Annotated in this window: 14 protein-coding genes and 2 pseudogenes; 11 read left to right on the forward strand and 5 right to left on the reverse strand. The window is 60.5% G+C overall.

Going from position 1 to position 19952, the window contains the following annotated elements:
- The first annotated feature begins 76 nt into the window (after positions 1 to 76).
- From RFA01S_RS20285 to RFA01S_RS20310, 5 genes and pseudogenes are all read left to right on the forward strand, one after another.
- The gene (locus tag RFA01S_RS20285; protein ID WP_139278481.1) at positions 77 to 1237 is read left to right on the forward strand and encodes an AAA family ATPase; all 1161 of its coding nucleotides are present in this window, start codon (positions 77 to 79) and stop codon (positions 1235 to 1237) included.
- A gap of 754 nt (positions 1238 to 1991) precedes the next feature.
- Entirely contained in the window at positions 1992 to 3590 is a 1599-nt protein-coding gene (locus tag RFA01S_RS20290) for a S8 family peptidase (RefSeq protein WP_230597427.1), read from the forward strand.
- Positions 3591 to 3796: 206 nt separating this feature from the next.
- Positions 3797 to 4663: a pentapeptide repeat-containing protein gene (locus tag RFA01S_RS20295; RefSeq protein ID WP_080731103.1), complete on the forward strand. Its 867-nt coding sequence runs from the start codon at positions 3797 to 3799 to the stop codon at positions 4661 to 4663.
- Positions 4664 to 5568: 905 nt separating this feature from the next.
- Positions 5569 to 6744, forward strand: a pseudogene (locus RFA01S_RS20305) (site-specific integrase).
- Between the two features lie 883 nt (positions 6745 to 7627).
- Positions 7628 to 8599, forward strand: coding sequence for a 5'-nucleotidase (locus RFA01S_RS20310; RefSeq protein WP_052060605.1), 972 nt, complete (start codon positions 7628 to 7630; stop codon positions 8597 to 8599).
- 107 nt (positions 8600 to 8706) lie between these two features.
- On the opposite strand, the pseudogene RFA01S_RS28220 reads toward RFA01S_RS20310, so the two are convergent.
- Positions 8707 to 8811 (reverse strand): annotated as a pseudogene (locus RFA01S_RS28220) (helix-turn-helix domain-containing protein); the annotation flags it as partial.
- A 1539-nt stretch (positions 8812 to 10350) separates the two neighbouring features.
- On the opposite strand from RFA01S_RS28220, the gene RFA01S_RS20325 reads away from it, so the two are divergent.
- The 5 genes from RFA01S_RS20325 (at position 10351) to RFA01S_RS20345 (ending at position 13332) form a co-directional block, all read left to right on the forward strand.
- Positions 10351 to 10698 (forward strand): carboxymuconolactone decarboxylase family protein, encoded by a 348-nt coding sequence (locus RFA01S_RS20325; protein WP_032406808.1) that lies wholly within the window; start codon positions 10351 to 10353, stop codon positions 10696 to 10698.
- 46 nt (positions 10699 to 10744) lie between these two features.
- On the forward strand, positions 10745 to 11146 hold the full coding sequence (locus RFA01S_RS20330) for a (R)-mandelonitrile lyase (RefSeq protein WP_032406807.1): 402 nt from the start codon (positions 10745 to 10747) through the stop codon (positions 11144 to 11146).
- Positions 11147 to 11276: 130 nt separating this feature from the next.
- A complete protein-coding gene (locus tag RFA01S_RS20335; RefSeq protein WP_032406806.1) occupies positions 11277 to 11735 on the forward strand; it encodes a lipocalin-like domain-containing protein in 459 nt (152 codons plus the stop codon).
- Positions 11732 to 12304, forward strand: a complete 573-nt coding sequence (locus RFA01S_RS20340; protein ID WP_032406805.1) for a cyclophilin-like fold protein — start codon at positions 11732 to 11734, stop codon at positions 12302 to 12304. Before RFA01S_RS20335 ends, RFA01S_RS20340 begins: the two co-directional genes overlap by 4 nt.
- Positions 12305 to 12462: 158 nt before the next feature.
- Positions 12463 to 13332, forward strand: coding sequence for an SDR family NAD(P)-dependent oxidoreductase (locus tag RFA01S_RS20345; protein ID WP_238325070.1), 870 nt, complete (start codon positions 12463 to 12465; stop codon positions 13330 to 13332).
- 265 nt (positions 13333 to 13597) lie between these two features.
- Here RFA01S_RS20345 and RFA01S_RS20350 read toward each other — a convergent pair whose 3' ends face one another.
- From RFA01S_RS20350 to RFA01S_RS20365, 3 genes are all read right to left on the reverse strand, one after another.
- On the reverse strand, positions 13598 to 14461 hold the full coding sequence (locus RFA01S_RS20350; RefSeq protein ID WP_032406804.1) for a helix-turn-helix transcriptional regulator: 864 nt from the start codon (positions 14459 to 14461) through the stop codon (positions 13598 to 13600).
- A 334-nt stretch (positions 14462 to 14795) separates the two neighbouring features.
- Complete coding sequence (locus RFA01S_RS20355) at positions 14796 to 15842, reverse strand: NAD(P)-dependent alcohol dehydrogenase (protein ID WP_032406803.1); 1047 nt, start codon at positions 15840 to 15842, stop codon at positions 14796 to 14798.
- Between the two features lie 732 nt (positions 15843 to 16574).
- Complete coding sequence (locus RFA01S_RS20365; protein ID WP_072692163.1) at positions 16575 to 17903, reverse strand: MFS transporter; 1329 nt, start codon at positions 17901 to 17903, stop codon at positions 16575 to 16577.
- Between the two features lie 448 nt (positions 17904 to 18351).
- Here RFA01S_RS20365 and RFA01S_RS20370 point away from each other — a divergent pair, with 448 nt between their 5' ends.
- Entirely contained in the window at positions 18352 to 18561 is a 210-nt protein-coding gene (locus RFA01S_RS20370) for a hypothetical protein (RefSeq protein ID WP_032406800.1), read from the forward strand.
- A 9-nt stretch (positions 18562 to 18570) separates the two neighbouring features.
- Here the strand turns inward: RFA01S_RS20370 and RFA01S_RS20375 are convergent, their stop codons facing one another.
- A complete protein-coding gene (locus tag RFA01S_RS20375; RefSeq protein ID WP_032406799.1) occupies positions 18571 to 19821 on the reverse strand; it encodes an MFS transporter in 1251 nt (416 codons plus the stop codon).
- Between the last annotated feature and the right edge of the window lie 131 nt (positions 19822 to 19952).

The raw sequence follows: 19952 nt of genomic DNA on the forward strand, positions 1-19952 counted from the left end.
CTAGCGCGGCCCAGAAGCACATTTTTTCCACCACTGCCTCTTAACAACGTTCAAGCCATCTCGTAAGGTGGTAAAAATGAGCCGCGCATCGTCGTCGAGTTACCAGGATCAAAATGGGCTTGAGCGTGCGGTGATCGACCTTGTGCGAGTTGGAACGCGTGGTCATGGCGCGGGGGTTCGTCAGTTAGCCTCGCGTCTGCTTCGCGCAGTTCCGCCCAGCGTAGAGGATGTCGAAGCTTTTCGAGACGCAGTCCACGGTGCAATTGCCTCAGGATCTCAAACAACTGAGCTTCGGTATACCCAGGGCAGCATGCCCACCGAGCGTGACACGACACACCCCCTGGTCGACGTGGACTCGACCCCCGACGCCGCAGGCTTGTGCTTGGCGGACGCTGCAATGAACGCACTCATGGAGATCCTCAAAGAGCGCGAACGAGCTGCCGAATTAACAAAAGCCGGCGTCGGCTTGAGTCGCAGCGTGCTCCTGAGCGGCCCGCCTGGCGTGGGCAAGACGATGGCCGCCAAGTGGCTCGCTCAAAATCTCGACGTCCCCTTAGTTTCGATTGACCTCTCATCCGTCGTATCGAGCTATCTCGGCACGTCCGGGCGCAACATCAAGGCTGTACTCGACTATGCAAAATCTGGACCATGCGTTCTACTCTTAGATGAGTTCGATGCTATAGCCAAGCGTCGTGACGATGAAAGTGATATTGGCGAACTCAAGCGCATCGTAAATGTAATACTCATTGAACTCGATCGCTGGCCCGACACCAACCTTCTAGTTGCAGCAACGAATCATCCACAACTACTCGACTCGGCAGTCGAGAGGCGCTTCGATATAAAGATCGATATACCGCTACCAGGCGTAGCGCAACGACGCTCAATCCTGGCCAGCTTGAGTGGTTCGGCCGGCGACGTGGACTCAAACGTCCTTGACTTGATCGCCTCTCTGACCGCAGGTTTCAGCAGCTCAAATCTCACACGATTGTGGATGCAGTCCCGACGGCGTGCCATTCTCGAAAATATCAACGTCACTGATGTACTGATACGCGAATCACCGTCGCTCGCCCGCGATACCGGTGAAGAGCGCGACAGGCTGTTTCTAACGTTGCATTCCGTTCTCGGACTGTCGAATCGGCAGATTGCTACGTTGACGGCAGTGAGTCATCCGACTGTTGCCGCAGGTATCAGCCGAGCTAAGGGGAAACGCGTTGGCAGACAAGCCAGCAAGCAATAGCGTCAGTCGACCACTGCTGGTCAATGGGGAGGCCCTGCGTCTCGACGTGCGAGCCCCACAGCATGGCGGGGGGACGAAATACGAGCCACGGACTCCGGAGGAGGCCCAAGCACTTCTCATCCCGCAGGTTGAGGCAACCGCTGAGGCTGCCGCCGCCATACCCCGGAATCTGCGCGCCCGTGATCGACTCTACATCGAAGCGAAGTTGCTCCCGAACTATCTAGCTCCTTCATATTTCCCAACCGAGTTGCTCGCGCACGTCGGTGCAATGCCCGTCGGATCTAGAGCTGATGTGGGGGAATACGCCACTAAATCCAAGAGCACCTCGGAACAAACGCGGCGCTTAATTTTCGCGGTCACCGACGAAGGACTCACAGATCTCCGTCAACTGATCGTCGAAGGCGGACGCACGCGGTCGGCCAATCAAGCGTTTGCCCAGATCCGAGAGCTCGATGAGATTTCGTTGCCGAGGCAGTCCGATGTCTTGCGTACATCTCAACACCGGGAGATTGAATCGCCGGACAGCGAGATGTGGGAGGCCGTACTGCACCCTCGGACTTCCCGTCTCGGCGAGCAGCTCCCTCTGGATGACTCCACACTTCTGCTGTGGGAGGAACTGATTGCCTCGGAGGAAGGGTTGTTCCACCGTGACTACGTGCGCAGGGTCGGTGGGCTGACCTTCACTCCTGTCACGCTCAGGTCAGAACGGGTAGGTAACCTTTCTCGCTTCAATCCTCTGCGAGTGCTACGACCGATGCCGTCTATAAGACCCAGGCCTAGGTTCGGGACTAGGAGTCGTAACTCTCTCATTCCGCCGGCGACACAACAGCCGGTCTTGCAGACCGTCTCCGTCGGAGTTTTTGACGGGGGTGTCGACAGCGCCCGTGCAGATCGATCACTCTTTGAAATCGCAACATATGAGTTGACCACCGAGGGACCCGACCAAGAAGATCTTGACCACGGAACCGGCGTGACCGGGGCCGTTCTCTACGGCTTAGTTAGGCCCGGCCAACAGGCTCCACAGCCACCGCTGCCCGTCGAGAGTTACCGAGTCTTACCCGCACCGCATGTCCCCGGCGATCTGGAGGGGTACTGGGTACTTGACCGGATTATCGAAGAAGTCGAGTCCAAGGGCCACAAGCTCGTGAATCTCAGCTTAGGCCCCACACTCGCAGTCGAAGACGATATGGAACCAAATCGATGGACAAGCGAGCTAGACCGGCTCGCGTGGGAGCGAGATGTCCTATTTGTCGTTGCAGCTGGCAACGATGGTGACAAAGACCGCGCAGCAGGTCTCCATCGAGTACAGGTCCCCGCAGATATGGCAAACGGCCTCACAGTGGGAGCATGCGATGTACCAAGCCCTACTAGTCCGTGGGCCCGTGCGCCATATTCGTCTATGGGACCAGGTCGACATGGATCACGTATCCAACCGATGGGAGTTCAATTCGGAGGATCCGACACTAAGATGTTCGACGTTTTGCGCGCCGATGGAACGTTCCTGGAGGCCACGGGGACAAGCTTTGCCGCACCTGTCACCACTCACGCAATCGCCGAGCTGATCACGAAGCTGCCGCGGGTCAACAGCAGCATCCTTCGAGCCTTTGCAACCCATTTTGCGGAGCGACCTCGAAATCACAACGTCCTGCGCGATGAAGTGGGACATGGTCGCCAGCCGCTCAGCTTTGATGAAATGTTGGAGTGCGGCCCAAACAAGACACACGTTTTGTATGTTGATGAAATAGAACGCGGGGACCTGCTGGGCTACGAAATTCCGGTCCCTACGTCTCATTCCGGCGAATTAAAACTGCAGGCCACCATTGCCTACGCGTCACCGGTTGACCCCACGCAGCCCACAGAGTACACGAGCGCATCCCTTGAGATTTTAGTAAGACCACACCACCAAATGCATCAATTTCGCCCCCCGGCCGGACTCGCAGAAAAGTCGGAAACTCTCAACATCGCAAGCCAGGAGGCCCGAAGCCGCCTTACTCAAGGATGGACACCTAGCCAAGAACCGGTAAGTAAAACACTTGCAGCCCACAAAGGGGTATCGGAGAATCGGCTACGTGATAGCGGAAAGTGGGAGACAGTTCGTCATTACCGAGCGACTTTCAAAGCCGGGGAAGTGCAATCTCCGCGGCTTGAGCTTTCCTATATCGCTCGGAGAAGTGGAGCAATTGATAATTCTCCTACCCAAGTTCCATTCGCGGTTCTGCTCTCCCTCGTCGATTCTTCCAGTACTTCAGACTTTTACGACGCCGTAGCACGCCAGTACTCAAATTTGCGCCCCATGCAGCGGGCCAGTGGCCGGTTGCGTACACGGTCGTCGACGAAGCCGCACTGGCGATAGGATAACGAGCTGTTCATGTGTGGTCAACTGTCTTAATGCCCTCTCGAAGTCGCGCCTATAGGGTCCAACGTCGAGCGGGTTCAAACACATGCTTGGAGCACCGGACTGGGCGCGCTAAATGCAGACAGCCGAGTTCTGGTTGAGGCGACGAGTCATCGTCGCGTGCCGCTACCGACTGTGCCGTGACGGTCTGGCATTATCGCACCATGGCCAACAACAACACCGCCCCGACGCACTGGAAGTCTTTCTGGTTCTGGGCGTCTTTACTTGCGGTATTGATCTCTTTCTTGGGGCTTATTTCCCTGATATGGATTGGTGCTGCGAAAGAATGGTTCGCGGAGCGATTCGCAGCTGTATACACACCCACGGGTGCGGTGCTAGTAGCGGCCCTAGCCTCACTCGGCACGGCTCTGAATTACTATCACCAGGCCAAGGATCGATACGAACGTGATACCGAGGAAGCAAACCATAAGCGCGAGGAGGCTTTGTGGGAAAGATTTCACAAAGCCGCTGAGTCATTTGGGACCAAGGATCGTGATCTCGTCGGAATTCGCCAAGCTGGTGTATACGCATTGTGCGGAGTAGGTGACGACTGGATTCGTTACCGACGCGGTCGAGGTGACGACAACACGTTGCTCTGTAGCGAGGCTGAGACTATTTCTGATTTACTTTGCGCTCAGCTACGGCGAAAGGGGCATGTACCGCAAGCCGGGATCACGGCTGGCACGTACCATGAAAATGAAGCGCAGGTCAATGATGCAATTATTAGCCAATTAGCTGTCCGATTTAACAAAATTCACGGCGCTTGGAGGGGACAAGGAATGGTGCTAGATTTGCGCGGAGCAGATCTAAGCGCGTCCCTTTGGTCGGATATGGACTTGAGGAAGGCGGTTTTGGCGAAGGCGGATCTGACCAATATTGACTTGCGTAGATCTCTACTTAGCGATGCCAACTTTACGCGGGCAATACTCGACGAAGCGGATGTATCGAATAGCACGATAACGCCAGATCAAATCGCACAAACCGCTTCTGCGGTAAATGTTACAGGCCAGCCAACTTCGACTGGGCCATAGCCGGGCACAGGGATTGCGTCGATATCCTTGACGGTGCGTTAATTGTCGTTTGCGTACTTCCGGCTTGGTGGTCCGGAGGAGGGCTGTAGGAACGGCCGCGTTAGGCGCGACTGAGGGCTTCGAATCTTTGGCGTATCGGTGAAGCAGGTGCGAGACTTCGTTGACACAGATGTCGGACTCATTAGATGTGCACAGAAGATCGTGGTGTTCTCCAAACCGGGCACCGGGTCCACGTGGATACGGGATGGAACATCCTGGTCCGGGTGGGTCTTATCGGCTGCTCTCGTTGACACAAGAGTGACACAAGTCGGTACGGATCGGCATGGATTGGTGTGGACCGGTGAGCACGAAAACGGTTGCACTGCAGGAAAAGTTGGATTCATTGGGGTCCATCAGAATCCATACTTCCGGACTTAAAATCCGCACAGTGTCGGTTCGAGTCCGACTGGGGGCACTGGAGTCCACATGGATCCACAATCTCGCTGTCGAGCAGCGTATTTCGTTGGTGGTCGTGGACTGCAGTAGACTGTGTTGTATCTGAATGGACAAGTGAGGCAGCGGATTCAAATCCGCCTCGAGGCTCTCTTGGCCGTGCCGGTGGTTATATTTCTGCAGGTCAGGGTGTTGCGCGTCTTGGCTGAAATTCTCGGTGGCACAAGTCTGTCACAACTCGGTACGAACTGCGCCATGGCGTACAGGGAGTGCAACGAATGTAGTTGCTCGACTACGTAATTCGGGATTTTTTAGCCGCATTGCAATGTGTCAAATGCTTCGAGCACGCCACGCTTGGTCACCTGGTCCGATCGGCGTTGTAAATTTCATTTTCCGCGCCGTCTTAGGAGAAAAGCCAGCTCAGCACAGTTTTACTCTGCAGACGTGTCGGTGACCTGCGTTAGGCTGCTCCTATGGACTTCCGGCCTGGCCGCACACCTGCCACAGCTACTTCCGTCGGCATCCCCGAGGACGTTAGGCCCGTAGCCGTCGAGCCGGTGATCCCACCCGCTGTCGCAAGGCGGATCGCGGTCGCCGTGCAATCCTTTCGCTCCGAGGGAACCCGTAAGACCTATGCGGCGGCGTGGAAGTGATTCACCAGTTGGTGCGAAGCGAATGGTCACGTGACGTTGCCAGCGCACCCGGTCACTGTCGCCGCCTACCTCGTCGACGCCGCCGACACCCGCACCGAGACGGGGGAGCGGGCCTACGCTGTCGCCACTTTCGGTACCTGGATCGCGGCGATCAACCACCAGCACCGCACCACCGGACATCTATCGCCGTCTGCTCATGAACTGGTCACCGCGACCCTGTCGGGGATACGACGCGAGTACGCCGCGGCGGGGGACCGACCCCGCGCCCCGCGAGACCCGCTCCTGGTCGACGACATCAAATTACTCGTCGCAACCGCTCGAGAACGTCGCCGAGGCTGGGCCGACGAGGTGCTCGAACGCCGCGATTCGGCGATTCTGCTGCTCGGGTTCGCCGGCGCATTCCGACGAAGCGAACTCTCCGATCTGGTGTGCGGCGACATCACCGTCCACCGGCAGGACGGCCTGCACGTGCGGCTGCGGAAGTCGAAGACCGACCAGGACGGCCGGGGAGCGGCGAAGGCCCTACCGTACACCGACTCTCACGAAACCCGCCCACCATGCGCCTACGTCCGCTGGGTGCAGGTCGTCGCCGCGTTCGATGTCGGTGGACGACCGTCTGTTATCCGACTGCTCAGGAAGCGGGGAGCGTTCGACGCTCACGTGTGTCGTGGGGGATTACCTCGAACCGCCGCCCGTGCACCTCTGTTCCGGGCCATCGCCAAGAACGGCAACCTCGGAGCGACCGCGTTGTCCGGGGCAGCGATCCACCAGAGCGTCCGCCGCCGCGCCGAACACGCCGGCTACGACCCCACCGCGCTCGCCAAACTCGGCGGACACTCCCTCCGCGCCGGCTTCGTCACCCAGGGAACCCGCAATGGTGCCGACGGATCCGCGATCGCCCGCCAGACCGGCCACGCCAGCCTCGACTCCGTCGAGGTGTATCGCCGCGAACACGCACCCCTTGTCGGAAATGCGGTCAACGACATCGGTCTCTAGTCGTCTCGATCGTCACGAGGCAGCACATCTGGAAACCCGTTCTCACCTAGACCTTAGCTAGGCTGACGTGCCGACTCGTCGCCGCTACCGCCGCTATTCTTTCGCGTCGGAGGTACTACTGGCTCAGTACAAGGGGGCAGGAAAGATCCGTCTGTGCGTTTCAAACCCATCGCGTCACTGATCGCGTCGTTCGCCAATCGATCAAGTGCTCGAAAGCGCCGCGCGAGGTCCATTAAGCGACCTGCACTCCACCCCCGTATGTCGTAACCACCGTTCTCCGGTCGCTTTTTGGTCGACTTGCCGCGCAGCATCGTCACGTAGACGCTGCGTCCGCTAGGGGGACGCAGCCACAAGCCATGCACCACGTGATGGCGCAATGGCAGGAGGGCGCGAGCTTCGTCTGCAATCGGCCGCAGAGTCGGATCGCCGATGTCTTCCAAGGCTCTAACAAGGGTCTCTCCGCTTCGCGACCAACGCGGGTCAGGCGCGTCAATTCCGGTACGGAGCACGATCAGTTCCCCCAAAGAGTCCTCTGCGACGGACGCCTCCAGGACAACGTATCCAACGGCACTGGCTAACTCGCTTGCGTCGATACTTTCGGCTCCCTCCGTCACATCGGGGAAGCTACACCAGCTATGGGTGCGACCTATGGCCGCCTGATTTCCTCATTTCGCTCCGTACAGGTACCCGCATGACAAATACGCCTCTGTAACCGCACGTCAGCGGTACGTGAACCGACCCGCAGGTCGCTTTGCGTTCCTGATCACCTCGCCGTCGACGTAGTCCGCCGAGAATGACCTTGATCCGCCCCAAAAACTGAGCCGACAGCAGCTTCTCGGCGTGGGTCGTCGAAAGTACGACGAACAGTGCCATGCTTGCTTCCATGGCATATGACCTCTCGAACCGTCTGGTGATAGGGGTCGCGTCTAGTGCGCTCTTCGACTTGGCTTCCAGCGACGCCGTGTTCAAGGAACAAGGAGAGAGTGAGTACCGCCAGTACCAGGAAGACCACCTGAACGAGCCATTAACCCCTGGAGTGGCTTTCCCGTTTGTGCGACGTCTATTGGGCTTAAACAACCTGTCGCCGAGCGCAACTGACCCGCTGGTCGAAGTGGTGATCATGTCGCGTAATGACCCGGACACTGGTCTCCGGGTCATGAAGTCGGTGGCGCACCACAAACTCGGCATCACACGAGCGATATTTAGAGCCGGACGCTCACCGTACGAATTCATACCCGCACTAAACATCTCACTCTATTTGTCTGCGGATGAAGTCGCGGTGAGAGCGGCGGTCGACGCGGGATTCCCTGCGGGCCTCGTGCTCGACTCCATAGCCGAGGATGAGGACGACGACGACCTGCGAATCGCGTTCGACTTCGACGGAGTGCTCACCGATGACAGTGCCGAGCAGGTGTTCCAGACGCAGGATCTGGCCGCATTTCACGCAAACGAGTCCGATCACGTCGATGAGGTACTGCCCGAGGGTCTCCTTCTGCCGTTCTTGCGTGCGCTGTCTCGGATTCAGCGTGCTGAACAAGCGAGGTCGGCCGAAGACACTAGCTACGGAAAGCGGCTCTTTGTCTCACTCGTGACTGCCAGGAACGCGCCCGCCCACGAGCGCGTCATACGAAGTTTAAAAAAATGGGAAGTCACTGTCGACGACGCATTTTTCTTGGGCGGAATCGAGAAGGGTCTCATCATGGAGGTCCTCAAACCACACATCTTCTTCGACGATCAGAAAATCCACTTGGATCGGACGTCGAAATATGCGCCTTCGGTGCACATCCCGTTTGGCGAACTCAACCGGATGTCGTCAACGGTTGAAGCCGCCGGGGATCAGGCAAATCCGACATGAGTCAGGGTTGATAGCGTCGACAGCTACGAATGTGAACTCGGCCTTATCGAAGCTGTTGGTGTCACAGATGCGAGTTGGATTGGGTGACAGACGGTGGCGGCTCGGACTGACGTCGATGAGGGTGTGGCCAGCCAAGTGACCTGCTGATTGAATGAGCGAGTGTGTCCGGCATTGTGGCGGGCCCAGGGAACCTGGCGCACCGTCGGCCCAATGTCTGGCAATCGAACCGCAGGGAATCGGCTCCTATCCTCACACGACACCCAATCTTCACGCAAGGTCGGTATCCACGTTCATTTCAGCAACTCGTCAAGCTATCTTGACGGTGCGGTAACTGCCGTTTCCGCACTACGTGGTCAGTGGTTGATTCGACGAAGGCGGTCTGTTCAGCGATCACATGGACGACGTCGGGGCCCGGCACGTCCAGTCTGACAGTTGCCATGTTCGCTCACCCCCACAGAGTCGTGAGGACGGCTCGCTTTTTCGCGTTCGGGTAGCGCCTCCGCTGGCCTGCGGAGCAGTAGTCTGGGTTGGAGTTGAGGAGGTGTCGATTGTCGATAGGCCGACCGTCTGTGGATCGTGTACGGGCTATTGATGCTGCTCGTATCAACAGTGCTCTCGAGGGTGCTCGCAGTACCGAGGCGTCTCCTGATTCGGGTCGCGTTTGAGCAAGAGGGAGCTCATCACTTTGAATCGTGGTGGAGTCGAATGTCCATGGCGGTCCGTTTAGACGATGGGGGACCATGAGGGACTGAGATGGACCGGGAGCAGGTCGCCGGTGGTCATCGTTTACTCATCACTTTGAGGCGCACCCGGGTGGATTCGTGTGGACGCCGATGGTCACTCGATTCGCCAAACACCCTGCTCAACGGGCCGATGATGGACGTGAGTGCATCCACTTGAATTGTTATCTCTTGTACAGCGGGTCCGGGGTTCGAATCCCTGATGGCGCACACCGAGTGCCCCTGAACAGCATATTTGCTGCTCAGGGGCACTTTTTGTTGTCCGGGTACGTGTGGGCGACCGCAATCTTGGCAAGAATGGACAACTCTGTGACCTGCGGGTTCGCAAGCGCCGGAGGGCGTTTCGGAGACTTGACTCTTAATCGCGAATACCGGGAGTCAGGTTCCGGCTGCTATGCCGCTGACCTGCGAGTTGTGTGCCGGATTCGCACCGCCGGGTAGCTGATGGACGCCTGTGGACGCTCCAGTCATCACTTACTCATCTTTTTGAGCATCTACAACCGAACGCGGCCAGTATCCGTAGGCATTCCGCGGGAGGTGCTCGAGCAGTATCGGCATTGAGACGACGGACGAGCATGAGACGAAATTGGCAGTTCCTGCGGTGTCGAGACGGTTCTGGTGTTCGGTGGTGCCCACCTCGGGAAGTTCGAGGGTGTTGTTCAGTCCGCAGTCACCACGTGGAAATGATGGCTGCACCGACGGCTCGACGAGCTACATGTCGACAGGTGCCGCCGCGAGAACGACTCCAGGCACCGGGCTTCGAAGATCGAGTGGCGAGGTAGCTGCCGACGTCCGGGGTCAGTGCCCAGGTCAGGAGGAGGTCCGGAGCTCAGCGAGGCCGACCGCCGGGATCGAATCGTGGTTATCGGATCGGATCGGATCGGACTGGCAAGAGGTGCCCTGCTGGTGCACCCCTCGACAGTGACTCCCCGACACGGGGTTTTGGCGATTGACTAGTCGATGTGAGTCGCGCTGAGCGCGAACGATCCGACGCGAGAATAGGACTGTGTGATGACCGATCAACCCAGGCAGGTAAGAGGTGGGCGGTCGATGTTCGGAGATTTCGCTCCGAAGCTCGCTGAGCTCACCGACGACGTACTTTTCGCGGACGTGTGGAACAGGCCCGAGCTCGCCGCCCGTGACAGGAGTCTGGTCACCGTGGCCGTACTCGCGGCGGGAGGCGACACCGCGCAGCTCGAGTTCCACCTCGGCCACGCGATCGAGAACGGCGTGACGCAGAGCGAACTGATCGAGACGTTGACGCACGTGACGCTGTACGCGGGCTGGCCCAAGGGTATGGCGGCAATGGGCGTCGCCAAGAAACTCTTCGATGAGAGTGCCAGCTCGGACGCATCCTGAGGTACAGCCGCTCCCTGGTAGGTATACGACAGAAAGTAGGCCCTCGATGAACATCGAACCCGCAGTTCCCACCACCAAGAACCCCGCCGAGCAATTCGCCGGCGATGTGTGGCTGGACCCGATCGCGATGCCGCACGAAGCGAATCAGACGATGGTCGTTGCGACCGTTCGATTTGCACCCGGCGCTCGCACGGCCTGGCATTCACACGAGAACGGACAATACCTGCGTGTCACGCAGGGAATCGCGCGATTCGGAAGCCGCGACGGCACGATCATCGAGGTTCACTCAGGCCAGACCCTCTACACCCCTCCCGGCGAAGAGCATTGGCACGCAGCAGCTCCCGGCGTGTACATGGAGCACATCGCGATGCTTCAGAACGGTGAGGATCCGTCCACCACGACGACGTGGGCCGAGCACATCACCGATGAGCAGTACGAGGGCCGCTGATCGCAGCGGGCTCCGACAGTCGAATCGGTCTCGTCCAGGACGGGAGGGTTCCCCGACATGGGATCCCACTGTCCGGTTCGTCCGAACACCTCATATCTAATCCAACCGGAAACGCAAAGAGGTAAGCACGGTGAAGAAACTCTTGATCTCCGGGGTCGCAGCAGTCGGACTGTTGATCACGACCGCCGCCTGCTCGCAAGCATCGGACCAGGCAGGTAGTGACGGTCTGACCGGCGAGTGGCGGATGACCTCGCTCGAGGTCGGAACAGAGGGCGATCTGACGCCCACACCGTATTCAGGGCAGGTCATCTTCACGGACGAGACGATGTCGGTACAGGCAATGAACCCGGACACGTCCGCACCGGACACCCCCTTGACGGTCCAGGGATACGAGGCGTACTTCGGTGACCTCACCACCAACGCTGATGCCGGAACCCTCACCGTCACAGTGGAATCAGCGGCAGCGCGGGACCTGATCGGGCAGACGTTCGAGCGAAACTACGAGGTCGACGGTGACACCCTGGTGCTGACACCGAGCGATCCCGCCGAGGGGTTTCGGGTGACCTACGAACGACAGTCCGCGTCGTGACGGCATCGGCCGTGCGAAGCCGAGTCCTTTCCGGTCTGGTCGCGGCGTCCTCGGTTCTCGCGCTGGCGGCCTGTTCCGCCGGAACCGCCTCGGAGTCGACGGCTGAAAGGTCCAGCTCCACCAGGGCGAGCGTCATGATCCCGAATGTCACCAGTGCAAGTGTCCCCGCCACGGTCGACGCTGCGAACGAGCAGGTCGAGAACGGAGAAGCCATGCAGATTGACATCCAGGTCGGTGAACGGATCGTCGTCGGAACGTTGAACGACACCGCGGCCAGCCGTGACCTCGCGGCCCAACTCCCGCTGACGCTGAATCTCTCCGACCACGGTTCGGTCGAGAAGACTGGGCGGCTGCCGGCAGAGTTGTCGACCGACGGAGCGCCGGGCAGTGCAGACCCGAACCCGGGAGACATCGGCTACTACGCACCGGGTAACGACTTCGTCCTCTACTACGGTGATCAAAGCGAGTTCCCAGGCATCGTCATTCTTGGCAGCATGGACCGAACAGGTTCGGACACTGTCGGTTCCATCGACGGCGATGTGACGGTGACCGTTTCCCGTTCGGAGTAGCTCACTGTGCAATCGGCACATATATTCCAACGACCAGACGGCTCCCTCGGCCAGATGGGATATGACGCGTCGGGCCTGGTCCGGATCCAACGAAACGGCTTAGTATTCGGACAGCAAGCTGCTGACCGCCACGCTCATGGCCGCGGTGCCACCCCGCGGTGCACGACGAACGATTCCAGAACGAACTGCTCGCTGCTCTCGCGCAGCACACCGGACTCGACCTGCGGCACAATTGGATCGACCTGAAGGAAAACACCCTCATGACCGTCACGTACGACTTCACCGGCAAGACCGCATTCGTCACCGGTGCCAGCGCCGGAATGGGCGCGGCAACTGCCCGCGCGTTCGCCGAAGCCGGTGCCCAAGTTGCCATTGTCGACCTCGACGGGGACGCTGCACGGCACCTCGCAGACGAGTTGAACGCCAACGGTTCCACGGCGATTGCGTTGCAGTGCAACGTCTCCGACGAGGATCAGGTTGCCGCGGCAGTCCAGGCCACCGTCGAGGCTTTCGGCACTGTGGATATGGCCTTCAACAATGCCGGAATCATGCTGCCGCCCGTCGATTCCGCAGACGAAACTGCCGACGCCTTCGACAAGATCGTTGCCGTGAACCTACGGGGTGTGTGGGCGTCGATGAAGCACGAACTCGTACAGATGCGTGAGCAGGGGTCCGGTGCCATCGTGAACTGTTCCTCTCTCGGTGGTCTGGTCGGCGGAGCTGGTCGTGCCACCTATCACGCAACCAAGCACGGCGTCATCGGTTCCACCAAAAGTGTTGCGCTGCAATACGGACAGCATGGAGTGCGCGTCAACGCGGTGTGTCCCGGAACCATCAGTACGCCGATGGTCGAACGGATGATCGCGGGTGGAGAGCTCGATTCCGACGCTGCCGCGAGTGGTGTGCCGTTGGGACGGCTCGGGCGGCCGGAGGAGATTGCGGCGGCGGTGCTGTGGCTGTGTAGCGATGCCGCGAGTTACGTCACCGGCGTGGCTTTGCCCGTCGATGCGGGGTATACCGCGCAGTAGAGCTCGGCCAGCGTCCACGGACTCGTGAGGTGGTCCACAGACCACTGCTCAGCTCGACCTTTCGGGACCTTTACAAGTCGACCAACCCCGAACGTATCGCGCAGAATTTCGACTGGTTCGATTTCGAGCTCGACGACGAGCTGGCCGCCATGAATGCTCTCGACCGAGGTGTAGGCGGGGACCCGACCCCGACGACGTGGACTCGACAACATTCGACGTCGAGATCACCGAACCCTGACCGACATGCGTGCCGGGGGCTGCGCTCTCACGCCTCTGCGTGTTGCGCCGCCCAAGATCCGAGTAGATGCAAACGTTCGGCGCTCGGCGAGCCTGGCTCCGCGGTGTAGACCATGAGGATGGATCCGGGGTCAGCGGTGACGACGAGCTCCTCGTAGGCGAGGTGAATTTCGCCGACGACCGGGTGGTTGAAACGCTTCTTGCCCGCCCCGTGCGTCCGGACGTTGTGGGCACCCCACAACGTCCGGAATGTCTCGTCGCGCGTGGAAAGTTCACCGACGAGATCCTGGAGGCCTTTGTCGTGAGGGTCGCGTCCGGCCTCGGCGCGCATGATGGATACACACATTGCGGCGAAGGTGTCCCAGTCGGGATAAAACTCCCGGGACAACGGATCGAGGAATTGGAATCGAGCGAGGTTGGGCGTTCGTCCACCGTCTCCGATGATCGGGGCGTAGAACGCCCTACCGAGTTCGTTGGTCGCCAGCAGGTCTTGACGCTGATTGCGAACGAAAGCCACGCCTTCCGTTATCGAGTCCAGCGCCCACTGCAGACTGATTCTCTGGTTGGTCGGGCGCGAGGCCTTGCGACGCGGCCGTCCGGACGTCGGAATTCCGTCAGCGGCTCGTGCGAGGTCGAGTAGATGTGCGTGTTCGGTATCGTCGAGCTGCAGGGCGCGTGAGAGTGCATCGAGCACGGACGCCGACGCACCGCCGATCGCGCCGCGCTCGATGCGTGCGTAGTACTCGACGGAGAGGCCGGCCAAGGACGCGACCTCGCTGCGTCGCAGTCCGGCGACCCGGCGGTTCATTCCGCCTACGATGCCGGCCGCGTCGGGCGTCAGCCGGGCCCGGCGCGTCATGAGGAACTCACGTACCTCGGCTTTGTTGTTCATACATCCAAGGTTAAGGCTGAGCCTGACCTGACGCGAGGCCCTGTCGGGGCACCCTTCGCGACGACGCCGGCAGTGAAGCCCCGGGGGAGTGAGGCTCCTGACGTTCATCGGTGCGTTGGGTTCACGGCGTACGCACCGCGATCGTGTCGAAAGACTCAATGCTGCAGGGATTTCCGCGCAGGCGATCTAGCGCCTGCAGTCACCTCTCGGCCTCGATCTGGATGCGCAGTCGCGGGAAGAAACCGCGGTATCCATTTCGGCGCAGAAAGCCGCCTGTGCACATACATCGTGTGCGTGGACAGGCGGTATTCGTTCTATCGTTGTCCGGGGCCGATCAAGCCAGAGTCGCCGTGTCGATGACGAATCGGTACCGGACGTCGGAGGCGAGCACGCGCTCCCAGGCGTCGTTGATCTTGTCGGCGGAGATGACCTCGATCTCGGCACCGAGATGGTGCTCGGCACAGAAGTCGAGCATTTCCTGGGTCTCGGCGATGGAGCCGATGGCCGATCCTGCGAACGTCCTGCGAGAGGGAATGAGCGAGAAGATTTGCAGCGGAAGTGGTTCCGCAGGAGCCCCCACGTTGACCATCGCGCCGTCGACGGCGAGCAGCGACAGGTGTGCGTTCAGATCGATTGGGGCGCTGACGGTGTTGATGATCAGGTCGAACGTGGACGAGAGTGTCTCGAAGGTGCTGGGGTCGCTGGTGGCGTAGTAGTGGTCTGCTCCCAGCCGAAGTCCGTCTTCCTGCTTTTTCAGCGACTGCGAGAGCACTGTGACCTCGGCACCCATGGCATGGGCGATCTTGACGGCCATGTGGCCGAGTCCGCCCATACCGACGACGGCGACCTTACTGCCGGGTCCGGCACCCCAGTGGCGCAGGGGTGAGTAGGTGGTGATGCCGGCGCACAGCAGGGGTGCGGCGGCGTCGAGTTCGATGCCCTCGGGGATCTTGACGACGAAGTGCTCGGTGACGACGACCTGCTGGGAGTAGCCGCCCTGGGTTGTGGTGCCGTCGCGGTCCGTGCTGCCGTAGGTCTGAATGTTGCCGACGAGGCAGTACTGCTCGAGTCCTTTGACGCACTGGGCGCACTCGCCGCACGAGTTGACCATGCAGCCGACTCCGACGCGATCGCCGACGGCGTGTTTGGTGACCTCGGAGCCGATCTCGCTAACGATGCCGGCGATTTCGTGTCCGACGACCTGGGGGTAGCTGATCGGTCCCCATTCGCCGCGTGCGGTGTGGATGTCCGAGTGGCAGATGCCGGCAAATTTTATGTCGATGCGGACGTCATGAGGTCCGACGTCACGGCGCTCGATCGTGTTGGGGGAAAGTGGCTTGTCGGCTGCGGTGGCGGCGTAGGCCTTTACGGAAGTTGTCATACTTCGATACAACAACAGCGGACCCGATCGAACCAGTGTCTGATGAGAGGTGTACCGAAAGGGCACCCCATGGTTGTCTCAGTCCGGGAACAGAAAGGTCCATGATCCCCGGTGCCGTCATGACGTTGGAGACTACGGCGAGCAGGTCGAGGTGATCCGCGGCATCGTCGGTGACCGACAGCTTCCAGTGTGGTGGAACCATCAACGGGGCAACACAGTTCGAGGGCTAGCTGACGTGCGTCGGGCAGTGAGATTCGTTCGGCGTCGTCATTTCCGCAGAAGTCATCGATGGCCGGGCGGATCTTTGTCGCTGCTGCCGACGCCACGCCTTGTCACGGAAATCCTCGGTATGGAAACGGGGGAAGTCCTGGTCATTGCGTGCAGTCGGATATTCGAAATACACAATGCAGCAAAGATATTGGGGCTCCTCAACGGTCGAATTTGCGGTGATCCACAGCGTCTCGTTCAACTCGACATCGTCAGGGACCAGGGAGGCGAGGTCGCCTTTCTCGCTGCGTATAGGCGCGGTTGAACACCGGTGCCGTCGAGGGATAAGTACTGTGGTCGCACTATTGGCCCTGTCGGGCGGGGGCTGCTGCGTTTCGGGCCCTCTGGAGCACAACGTTGGACGTGGTTCGACACCGACGTCGGACCACGTCCAACCATCCTGAGCTCCGGATCGTCGTCGGCAGTTTCACAGTCCAGACGACCGCCGCGCTGCGACGCGTTCGGTCAGCGAACTTCGACTTCGTGGCCGGCGACCGACTGCGACGGTGCAGACGCAGCATCGCTATCCCGACGTGCCCGGTCGATGATCACGAGCGCGGCCAGCGGAACCACGAGCAACACTGCGAACAGTGCACCTACGACGGGAATCGCGGCGGGTCCGTATTCGCTGATCGCTTGCGCTGTGACCCATGTGCCGACGGCGGTGCCGAGGTTGAACATCGACGTGCACAGCGATGTGGCCAGAGTCGGCGCGCCCTCTGCGAATCGGACGGCCATCGACATGAGCACGGGGTTCGTGCCCAGGCCGGCCATTCCCGCGACAGCGAGAAGGGCGATCGATGGCGTAGCGAAAGATGAAAAGACGCTCAGTAGTCCGAGTGCGATCACGACGATGACGCCACCGTTCAGCGCGGTGACGTAGGGCGCGCGGTCTGCGAACCGACCGCTGTTGAGGGTGCCGGTGACGGCACCGACGCCGAAGATAGTGAGACCCAGGGGGAGGAGTCCGACGGCCAGGCCGGAGCGTTCTGTGAGCAGTGGTGCGATGAACGAGTAGGTGGACATGACGGCCGTCGAGATCAGCACGCACGCTGCCATGACCACCCAGAGTCTTCCGGTGGCGACCGCTGCGAGTTGCGAGCGAAGAGGGATGACCGTCGATACCGAACGACCACTGGGAACGAAGCGGGCGATAGGCACCGATGCGAGTACGGCAAATACCGCGAGGATCCAGAACGGGCCGCGCCAACCTACGAGCTGGCCGGCAACAGAGCCGAGGGGCACCCCGATCACCGTCGCGAGAATGCCTCCACTGAGGACCAGACCAATGGCGCGCGCACTGGCGTTCGGTCCCGCAACGCGGGACGCGACAGATGCGGCGAGCGACCAGAATGCGCCCGTTGCGAGCGCGGTCACGAAGCGAGCCACGAGGATGACGGACAGGTCGTCTGTGAGTGCGACGACGATGTGTCCGGCGGAATAAACAGCGAGCGCGAGCAGAAGTGTCGTTCGTTCGGGCATCTCGAGTGCCGCCACCGCGATCAACGGGGTGGCGATCATGCCGATCGCGAACGCAGTGACCAGGAGTCCGGCCTCGGAGATGCCGATGGCGAGGTTGGAGGCGATATCGGGCAGGAGTCCGGCAACGACGAATTCCGACGTGCCCATGAGGAACGTACCCATTGCGAGGACGTAGACGAGGAACGGCAAGGACTTTCGTTCACTGGTGGAATTGGACACAGCTGAGTTCTTTCGGGTGGGGTTCTGTTGTTTCGAGCTCGTACCGAGCGCAGGCGAGATCGGCGTCCGACTCTGGGTGCGATGCTTACTCATTGCCAGTAGGCGCAAACGTCCTGGATTGATCCGTCTTCGACACTATTGCCCACGACGCGCAGCTAGAAGGCACTGACAGGGAACCCCACCTGTGTCGACCGAGTAGATGGAGCGCAGCGCGGCGGGTGGCGGGGATGCCGAGATTCGAGTTCGCTTCATCCGCTCGGATGATGAGAGCGCAATCTGTTCGCAATCAACAGTTTTGACCGGACAGTGCTTATGATCTTGATGACCGGGAGCAGATCGACGGAAGTCATCTTCTACTCATCACTTTGGGTCGTACTCGCATAAACGCAGACGGACGCAGGTGGTCATTCGATTTGCCGAACACTCAGCTCAACGGGCCGACGATGGACGCCGATACATCCACCTGAATTGTTATCTCTAGTACAGCGGTCCGGGGTTCGAATCCCTGATGGCGCACACCAAGTGCCCCTGAACTGCTTAATTGCTGTCATGCGCACTTTTTGTTGTCTGGGAAGGTCAAGACGTCTGGAAGCAGGACGAGGAGTTTCCGATCGACGCCGACCTCGACATCATCACCGCCCACGGCTCCCTCGATGTGCGCGCTGCGTCGATCGATTGGGATGACGACGCCGCCCTCAGCGCCGGCGATGGTCGATTTCGGGACGGCGGTTTCTGCTCGACGCGGTGGTGATCGTGACCGTCATGAGGAAAGTGCAGTTGTCGGCCAGTGGGCCGGCTTGCTCAGCCCCCGGACGTCGCGGCTGGCCGCTAGCGGCGCGAGGCTGGCGACCAGAAGTGCCGAGCCGATGAACATCGACGCCGGTCCGCCGGCAGCGGCGACCGACAGCCCCGCTGCTGGTGGGGCCAGCGGCGCAAGTCCGAGCGAGAAGACTCCACCGGCGGCGTTGACGCGTGCTTGGAGGTGTGTGGGCGTTACCGACGCGATGAAGGCGGAGATGCCGGCGTTGTTGGCGGGGAGCAGCACGATGCCGGCGGCGAACAGCGCACCGATCAGGACCACATTTGTCGTCAATCCCATCGGGGCGACGATGACGGCCAACGCCAAGCCCGTGGACATCGTCAACCGCCCGGTGCGGAAGGTCGCAACAATTCGCCCCGCCGCAACTGCGCCGATCAGACCTGCGGCGGCGGCTACCGTGTCGATGAGACCGATGGCCACCGGGTTCACGCCATCTCGGATCAGCCGCAAGGTCACAGCGGTGAAGACGTATGCCAAGGCGAAGTTGAACATTCCTCCCCACATCAGGATTGCGCGCACCGAACTGTGTCGCCACACGAAAACGAAGCCGTCGCGTGCGTCGCTCAGAAAGGACCTGCTCGGTTGATCCGACGTTCTCGTCGTCGTCGGCAATCGGCTCGAGAGGAGCCCAAATGTCAGGTAGCTGATCGCGTCGACGATGAACGGCACACTGCGCGCAATCGAGTACAGCGCCCCACCCAACGGTGGGCCGATCAAAGTCGCAAGGTGCTCCCGTACCTGAATGCGTGTGTACGCCAACGGAAGCTGGCCTATCGGAACCGCGTGCCGAATTGCTGCTGATACCGCAGGACCGACGAACGCGTCGGCCACCCCGATCGCCAACCCGGCGAGCACCAGATGGATCAGACTCAGTGCGTGGGTGAGCGAGGCGGCGGCGACGCTCGACATCGACACGGTTGCAGCAACATTGGCGACAGTGAGCGTCCGACGGTGAGGCCACCGGTCGACGAGCGGACCGGACACCAGCCGCCCCAGCAGCTCGCCGGTCAGGACGCCGGTGGCGGCCAGGCCTGCCAAGAACGTCGAGCCGGTCAAGGCAAAGCCGACCAGGGGGAATACCAATGTGCTCATCGACGAACCCACACCGGAGAGCACACCGCCGGTCCACAGGATCAGGAAGGACCGGTTCCGGTGCAGTGCAGACTCGTCGACGCCCTTGCTCGAATCCACCAGGTCTGTCCTCCTGTCGCCAGTGCACCGTATACCGGTATGCCGGCCAGGGCACCGCCGATCACTCGCCCGCGGTACGAAGCCAGGCTCAGACGCTAGTGCGCTCTGTGTCAGGTTCGAGGATTCTGCGC

It is taken from the genome of Rhodococcoides fascians NBRC 12155 = LMG 3623 (assembly GCF_001894785.1).
GTDB classification, from domain to species: domain Bacteria; phylum Actinomycetota; class Actinomycetes; order Mycobacteriales; family Mycobacteriaceae; genus Rhodococcoides; species Rhodococcoides fascians.

What these genes read in the sequence shown, in the direction of transcription:
- RFA01S_RS20285 (WP_139278481.1), top strand. Translation starts at nt 77, where the DNA reads ATGAGCCGCGCATCGTCGTCGAGTTACCAGGATCAAAATGGGCTTGAG.
- RFA01S_RS20290 (WP_230597427.1), top strand. Translation starts at nt 1,992, where the DNA reads ATGCCGTCTATAAGACCCAGGCCTAGGTTCGGGACTAGGAGTCGTAAC.
- RFA01S_RS20295 (WP_080731103.1), top strand. Translation starts at nt 3,797, where the DNA reads ATGGCCAACAACAACACCGCCCCGACGCACTGGAAGTCTTTCTGGTTC.
- RFA01S_RS20310 (WP_052060605.1), top strand. Translation starts at nt 7,628, where the DNA reads ATGGCATATGACCTCTCGAACCGTCTGGTGATAGGGGTCGCGTCTAGT.
- RFA01S_RS20325 (WP_032406808.1), top strand. Translation starts at nt 10,351, where the DNA reads ATGACCGATCAACCCAGGCAGGTAAGAGGTGGGCGGTCGATGTTCGGA.
- RFA01S_RS20330 (WP_032406807.1), top strand. Translation starts at nt 10,745, where the DNA reads ATGAACATCGAACCCGCAGTTCCCACCACCAAGAACCCCGCCGAGCAA.
- RFA01S_RS20350 (WP_032406804.1), bottom strand. Translation starts at nt 14,461, where the DNA reads ATGAACAACAAAGCCGAGGTACGTGAGTTCCTCATGACGCGCCGGGCC.
- RFA01S_RS20355 (WP_032406803.1), bottom strand. Translation starts at nt 15,842, where the DNA reads ATGACAACTTCCGTAAAGGCCTACGCCGCCACCGCAGCCGACAAGCCA.
- RFA01S_RS20365 (WP_072692163.1), bottom strand. Translation starts at nt 17,903, where the DNA reads ATGAGTAAGCATCGCACCCAGAGTCGGACGCCGATCTCGCCTGCGCTC.